Source organism: Nocardia sp. NPDC004573 (assembly GCF_053602135.1).
In genome coordinates this window covers 1-6,557 of sequence record NZ_JBSGDA010000052.1, presented here as the reverse complement: position 1 = coordinate 6,557, position 6,557 = coordinate 1, and the positions used below count along the sequence as shown (strand labels likewise).

Below are 6,557 nucleotides of genomic sequence, written 5' to 3'. Positions count from 1 at the left end.
ACTCCGCAACGATTCGGGCAGGGAGTAGCCCCAGCAGTGCCGTACGAGAAACGGGAGCGAAGTCGGATCGGGCGGTGAAACATGTCGGCGCGGCGAGCAAGCGATCGCGGCGGCGAGGTAACCGGCACGAGAGGTTTCGTGTTCAGTCGGCCTCGCTCCCTCCCTCGACCTCGGAGAGCTTCGAGGTGACCCAGTCCAGGTACTCCGTCGTCGCTTCCTGTGCCTGTCGTATGTCGCGATCTCTCACCGCATCGAATACACGTTCATAACGTGTCACGCACGCATCCATCGCTCCAGGCAGAGCGGCCAACTGTCCGCTGACACGCGTCAACGCGATTGCGAACGACGAGGTCAGGTCGACCAGGACAGGGTTGTGCGTACTCGCCGCCATGGCGATCCGCAGCTCAGTATCCGCCTCGGCGAACTCGTTCGATCCGAGCCCGGGCGAGGAGAGTATCCGGCGCATTCGCTCGATGACCGCACCAATCTTGGTCAAGTCGTCGTCGGTTCGGGCAAGCGCGGCCATTCGCACCATTTCCAGATCCAGCCCCCGCCGCACCGCGAGCACGTCCTTGCTATGCGCCCGTCGTAACCGCTCGACCAGCTCGCGAGAACCGGATGTGGTCGCCCGGACATAGGTGCCGTCGCCCTGCCTGACCTCCAGCATGCCGACGTGAACGAGAACCTTGACTGCCTCGCGCACCGTAGTCCGCCCGACTCCGAGCTGAGCTTGCAGCTGATGTTCGGGCGGAAGTTTGGCACCCGGCGGGAAAACTCCCTCGCGGATCCCCTCGTCGAGCTTCTGGACTACCTCATCGACCAGGCCTCGCCGGCGAACTGGTGTGAGTTCGGCCTGACCAGCCCTTCCTCCTGTTGACGCATCGGGCAGCACACGAAAAGTGTAACGGCAACAAGCTGGTCGGACTATGAGCGGGTCATCAGCTGACCTGCCCGCTTGTCCGGCTGGCCGCGCCGACACCTCCCGATCTTCAACTGCGTCAACGAGCACGTTCGACGCACGGATCCTCATCACAGCGGCCCGTCGCGCTCAGGCCGGAATCGATTGTTCCGACGCTGGGCCGGCGGTCGTAGGAGTTTCCCCCATTTTCCGCAAATGGCGAGAGTGAGATGGTCGGACAGTGTTGAGTACTCCTGCTGTCGACGCGGCATTCTGCACTGCGACCGCTCGGGGACGGGATCCGTTCAATTGCTGGCCGTCGATGAGACCGAAGATCCAGCTCATCGTGGAGCACCGGCTGTGACGGACTCCGGAGATCGAGGCAAGTGCCTGCCGGGCAAGGACGCCGTGCTGGCCGCGTGCCGCGGACTGCTCTGTACGGACAACCCAGTTCTCGAATCTGCCCGCGAACTCGCCACAGTTCATGAACTCCGATGGAATCTACTCCTCAGCATCGACGATATCGTGGAATATGGCCGGTACCGGGAACTCGGCCGGATCATGGACTGGGCCGAACTCGTCCACTCCGTCATTGACGAGCGTCGTCGCACGTTGGTGGTTTCGATAGATGAATGGGTCGAGTTCGCGGTGCCACCCGCGCGGCCGCGAGCACCGCTGCAAGCGGAAACGGTCGGCGATGTCATCGACAGGTTGGCACTATTGACAGTTCAAACGTATGTCGAGCTGACAAACCAGCCCGTACCGGCGGCCCTCACTGTTCATGCCGAGCTCGACACTCTCGGGGCGGCGTACGAGAGGCTTGTCTGCGGGTTGTCAGCTGGATTGCGACGACTGCCGTCGACCAAGCGGTTTGCCGAGACAGACCCGTTCTGACTGTGGCCTCCCGCGCGGCTTGGGTTCGGTATACGGACCAGGGATGCCAACTGCCTCAAGCCCGGATGTAAGACCGCTTACGAAGTGACCGAGTCGCCCCCTGGTGGATCCGCGTTGAATTCGCCCGCCAGTTCCCGGATGCAATCCAACACAGTAGAAAGAGTAGCCACCGCCGCAGAGATTGTTTGCTTCCGTATCCGATTCGACCGGGTTCAGGAGCCGTTCGCCGAGGCAAGGCAGCCAATGGTCGCCATCGTCGCACACCCCACCTGACGACGTGACCACAGACGGCCCAGCTGGCTGTGTCGAGCAGGTCGAAGATGGACGGTGCGAGAGCGCGAATCGATAGCCCGCGTCGACTTCCCAGCTGCGTAACCGGCTCGAAAAGCTCCTTCCTCCGTACTGTTCTGTGTCGGTGGACGGGTCGACCGGGAGTGCGTAGCGGTAGTCCGGAGCGGTGTTCCGCGGATCTGCGTAAGCCATGCGGAGAGGTTCGCTCGCGAGGTCTTCTGCTCCTTTCGACCTGCCCTGCGGACGTCGCTGTCGGTTCTTCTCCTTCCGGGGCTGGACTGCCGGGACCGCACACAACGCTGCAGTCTCCCCGCCACTGGGTCGATACGCTTGCCCGAGCGTCGGTCATTTCAGCTCCTCGTCGGCAAGCGGAGTTCTGCGATGCCGCATGGATGGAAAGCGCTCATCAGGCCCGTCCGATCTCTTCCAGGTAGATCCGCGCCCTGCGAGGATCCATGAACCAATGAAAGAAGTCCCGCGGATCGTCGAATCCATTGGTGAAACGTCGCGCAACGCGCGGATTCGACGCTGCAGCCGCTACGAGCTCCATGATGTGCGGCTGCGGCGAACCCAGCAGCGCGTTCGTCCAACCGACGACGTAACGTACATAATCCCAATAACGCCAGAAGGTTTCGAACATGAAGTGGAGGTCGAACAGTCCATCCGCGTGATCGACGATGCTGGACAGATATGACGCCGCGCACCTGGACGCGCTGTTCGATCCCTGACAGGTGATCGGGTCGTTGAGGACGACGACATCAGCCATACCCAGTACGGCCGCACCTGAGGGGAGCAGCCCGATAGGACGGCGTACAGTCGGGGAGATGCGGTCGGTCAGCACAGCAAGATCGTCGGTGAGTTCGATATTGTGACAACGCTCGGCTTCCCAGGGGACATGCTCAGCTACAACCCGCTTGGCGATCTCCAGATGCTGCTGGGGGTCGGTGATGCCGCGGAAGCAATCCATCGGCCCACCAGGAACACCCTCCATCAACATGATCTCGCAAGGCCCCGAGGTGGTGAGCGCCGGGAAAACGATGTACTCCCCCACTTTCGGTATCGAATTGAACGAGACAGCGGGCCGAGTCGCCTGCGGCGTCATGCCGTTCACGTAGGCGAGTGCGATGGCGCGCTGCGGAGCGACGAACGTCCACCGCGTGACGTCGCGTTCGAAGAGGTCCGCGATATTACCTGCGACTGTCGCAACGATCACCAGGTCGGACGTGCGATGGTATTTTTCGAGATCATGGATCGTCACGTCGTGAACGATCAGTTCGCCGCCACGATGAACGAATTCGGTTATCCACCGCGGCATCTTCACCCGTTCGTCGACCGACTGTGCGGCAAGATCGAGACGTGAGGTCCAGGAGATAGCCTTGCTCCTGTTGCCGTCGAACATCGTGAACACGATGCCCTCGATCTCCGGGCACTGCCCGCCCCAGAAGTCGAGCCCTAGTGCATGTTCACGGGCCACTGCCCCGCCGAACATGCATTGGCTGGAGGTGACGCGGCCGCGGCAGATCTCCTCTGGCGTGCGGTTGGAGATGACCCGGACCTCGTAACCGGCATCCAGCAAGCCGATGGCCAACTGCAGCCCTGCTTGCCCGGCACCGACGATCGTGATGGTCCGCAAGGTAGTTCCGTCCGAATCATGAAAGGGCTCTGATAATTGCCGCCGCCCGTGGACCGTCCTCGGCTCGCAGCACTGCCCCGAAAGAATGCTGCCGAAGGGTCTATCTCCTCAAGCGCCTGCAATTTCCGGCTCTGGACGTACCTGCGACCAGGCTGATGGGTTGAGCCATCGACTCAGAGCTTCGAGGTCCGCTGCTGTCAGACCGCTTCTACAATTCTTGCACGCGGTATGGCGGCCCTCCCGGTAGTCGCACGTCGTGTGCAAGCGAGTGCCGCATACCGTGCAATCCCACGTACTCATCAGGCATCCCACTGCCTGTACTCGAGGCTCTCGTGAAGCAGCACAGCCTCACGAGCCTTGCCGGGCAACGGAACTTCTTGGCAGCGCTGATAGCCACGATTCTGCGCAAGATAGGTCTGCTTGGCCCACTCATACGCGTACAGCGCGCGTCGCAGCCAGTGCGAAGGAGAGTCCTGGTAGTCATCTCCTGGGTGCGGGTCGTCCATCATCAGCGCTTCCATGGCCGCGTAGAACCCGGCTTTGTCGATCTCGATTCGCAGAACATCCATGATTATTCCTTAGTATCAATGGTTCGAATCTTCAGTTATCACAACGAATACGATGCTGTGCAGCACATGTCGATTACCAGCCACCGCGGAACACCGTTGGCATGCTGCGGCGAAGAATGGACGGCGTCGGCGCGAGCGGATGTGTCGCCGCTGAAGGCGGCTATCTTTCGTGTCCGCCTGAGGCTTCCTCACAGGAGCATTTCGGCTGTCGGGTGGCACGACAACGCCTTCGCGCGTAGCCGTGACATCTTACGACGATGCCCCGATCCGGGGAATGACCAGAAAGGCAATGACATTGGCGCGCCGATGTTTTGACCAATGCGGATGAAGGCCCGTGGCGACCGTCGGCCGAGCGCGCTGGAGGAATATGCTGCTGCTGTTGCGACTTCGCTTGTGGTCCAGCATTGGAAGCGTAAGCAACAAGCCTGCCGTGATACATAGAATGTCTCGTCTCAGGAAGAACACTGTTGGCTTCGATTCGATCCTCGTAGGCCGCCCCTGCGGTCGCCATGGGGGAAACACCTACGTTGGCCATATCCCCGGTGGGGGCGGGCATCGGGCTATTTGACGGACGAAGCCGCAAGCCCCATGAGTTTTCACCGATGCTATGTGTGCGCACGGCCGGACGAAGCGAGGCGCTGGTAAGTGGCACTCTCGGCACGATGCCGTGTGACCTCCGCCGAGCAGGTCCGGTTTGGAACAGGCGGTGTCGCAGCGACTATTGGTCGGGGTGGGTGCGCTACGGGTGGTGCGTATCGTAGGTGTTTCCCCCATGTTGGGTTTGCGGTGGTGATGGGAGTGTGGTTGTTGCCAATGCGATGCGCGCTCGAGTTGCCGGTGCGAGCACCGTAGCTTTCATCATCCGACGTGTTCGAATGGGCGTGATATCGATGGCTGACACAATGGCGTGGAATGTGTTGTCGGGGGTAGTGGCGCAGTTGGTGACGCCCTTTGCTGTTGAGTCCGGTGTTGATGTCGGTATGTTGCGCCGGCTCGTCGATCGGATGATCTGTGCGGGTGTGGATGCCGTTGTGCCGTTGGGGGGTAGTGGTGAGGGTGCTCATCTCGGACATAGCGAGTGGAGGCAGACAATCGCGGTCTGTCTGGAGCAGATCGACGGTCGTGTGGCTTCTGTTGTCGATGTGTCCGATGTGACCACTGCTCGTGCGGTCGAGCGGGCTCGTTTCGCTGAGCGGCTCGGCGCCACGGCGATCATGGTGAAGCCGGTCGCGGGTTGGCGTTTGAACTCGAACGAGTTGACGTTGCACTTCGAGACCATCGCGGAGTTCGTGGGCTTGCCCATGGTAATCGGTAATGATCCCGCCGCCACAGGTATCGATCTGCCACCAGAGTTTCTTGCCGAGGTCGCCGCGGAAGTCGGCACGGTGCGGACAGTCGAAGAGTCCAGCGGTCTCATCGCGCGGATCAGGCGCATCGGTGAACTCACCGGTGGCAGTGTTGCCGTGCTGAACGGCAGCGACTTGCACGCACTGCACGCCGCTGCTGCAGGGGCTGCAGGATGGTCCACTGCCGCGGTGGGCTTGGTGCCCGAGCAGATCGTGCGGTTGTGGCGGTTGCTGGAGGCTGAGCAGGTTCTCGCTGCCGCGGATCTATTCGATCGGCTCGCGCCGTTGTTCGCCGCGATCGCCGAGTACGGAGCGCCGGTGGCGGTCAAATCGGGTCTACGCACCCTGGGATTCGATGCCGGTGATCCACGTCTGCCGCAGTTGCCACTGGATGCCGAAACCAGTATGGAGCTGGCCGGGCTCATCGCAATCGCCGAAGCGGCATCATCGGTCCCGGTGGCGCCGATAACAGTGATCCCGGGCCGCGTGCGTAACTGCACCACGACCTGCGCCGGTACCCCGAGGGCTGGCTGCACCCCACATGAATGCCGATGTCGGTTGCCAAGATGACAGACCCACCACCCCCGTCATCCCGGACGGATTCGGTTCCAGGTGAGAGACCTACCGCTCCCACCCACCGCCAAGGACGTCGGTGACGATCCACAACGACGTGGACACCAAACCGAATCCGGACCGGGTTGCGGGCCTCCGCAGCCTGAGCGATGGAGGCCGACTCGAGTTGATTGCAATCGAGTGTGATGGCAGCAAAGGAGAATGCGATTGCATCGCAAATGCTTGCCCAATCGAGCTGAGGTCGCGCCTTAAGTGCCCGAAGAGCTGTTCCACTGAGTTGCAGCGAGAGACCTGGTTGCCGGACTACTCGTCGAGGCTGTCAATGAGGACGGTCTTGTCTCGGCTGACGGCTG

Annotated in this window: 5 protein-coding genes; 2 read left to right on the top strand and 3 right to left on the bottom strand. The window is 61.6% G+C overall.

Annotation, left to right across the window (positions count from 1 at the left end):
• Window positions 1–142: 142 nt before the first annotated feature.
• The gene (locus ACWEKR_RS35310; RefSeq protein WP_452358203.1) at window positions 143–892 is read right to left on the bottom strand and encodes a FadR/GntR family transcriptional regulator; all 750 of its coding nucleotides are present in this window, start codon (window positions 890–892) and stop codon (window positions 143–145) included.
• A 366-nt stretch (window positions 893–1,258) separates the two neighbouring features.
• On the opposite strand from ACWEKR_RS35310, the gene ACWEKR_RS35305 reads away from it, so the two are divergent.
• Window positions 1,259–1,792 carry a DUF4254 domain-containing protein gene (locus ACWEKR_RS35305; protein ID WP_452358202.1) on the top strand — a complete coding sequence of 178 codons (534 nt, stop codon included), beginning with the start codon at window positions 1,259–1,261 and terminating at the stop codon, window positions 1,790–1,792.
• A 697-nt stretch (window positions 1,793–2,489) separates the two neighbouring features.
• Here the strand turns inward: ACWEKR_RS35305 and ACWEKR_RS35300 are convergent.
• On the bottom strand, window positions 2,490–3,716 hold the full coding sequence (locus tag ACWEKR_RS35300; RefSeq protein ID WP_452358201.1) for a styrene monooxygenase/indole monooxygenase family protein: 1,227 nt from the start codon (window positions 3,714–3,716) through the stop codon (window positions 2,490–2,492).
• 299 nt (window positions 3,717–4,015) lie between these two features.
• Window positions 4,016–4,285, bottom strand: a complete 270-nt coding sequence (locus ACWEKR_RS35295) for a hypothetical protein (RefSeq protein WP_452358200.1) — start codon at window positions 4,283–4,285, stop codon at window positions 4,016–4,018.
• 890 nt (window positions 4,286–5,175) lie between these two features.
• Between ACWEKR_RS35295 and ACWEKR_RS35290 the strand changes: the two genes are divergently transcribed.
• Complete coding sequence (locus ACWEKR_RS35290; protein ID WP_452358199.1) at window positions 5,176–6,201, top strand: dihydrodipicolinate synthase family protein; 1,026 nt, start codon at window positions 5,176–5,178, stop codon at window positions 6,199–6,201.
• The last annotated feature ends 356 nt before the right edge of the window (window positions 6,202–6,557 follow it).

Coding starts and splice junctions, on each gene's coding strand:
- ACWEKR_RS35295 (WP_452358200.1), bottom strand. CDS start 4,285: ATGGATGTTCTGCGAATCGAGATCGACAAAGCCGGGTTCTACGCGGCC.
- ACWEKR_RS35290 (WP_452358199.1), top strand. CDS start 5,176: ATGGCTGACACAATGGCGTGGAATGTGTTGTCGGGGGTAGTGGCGCAG.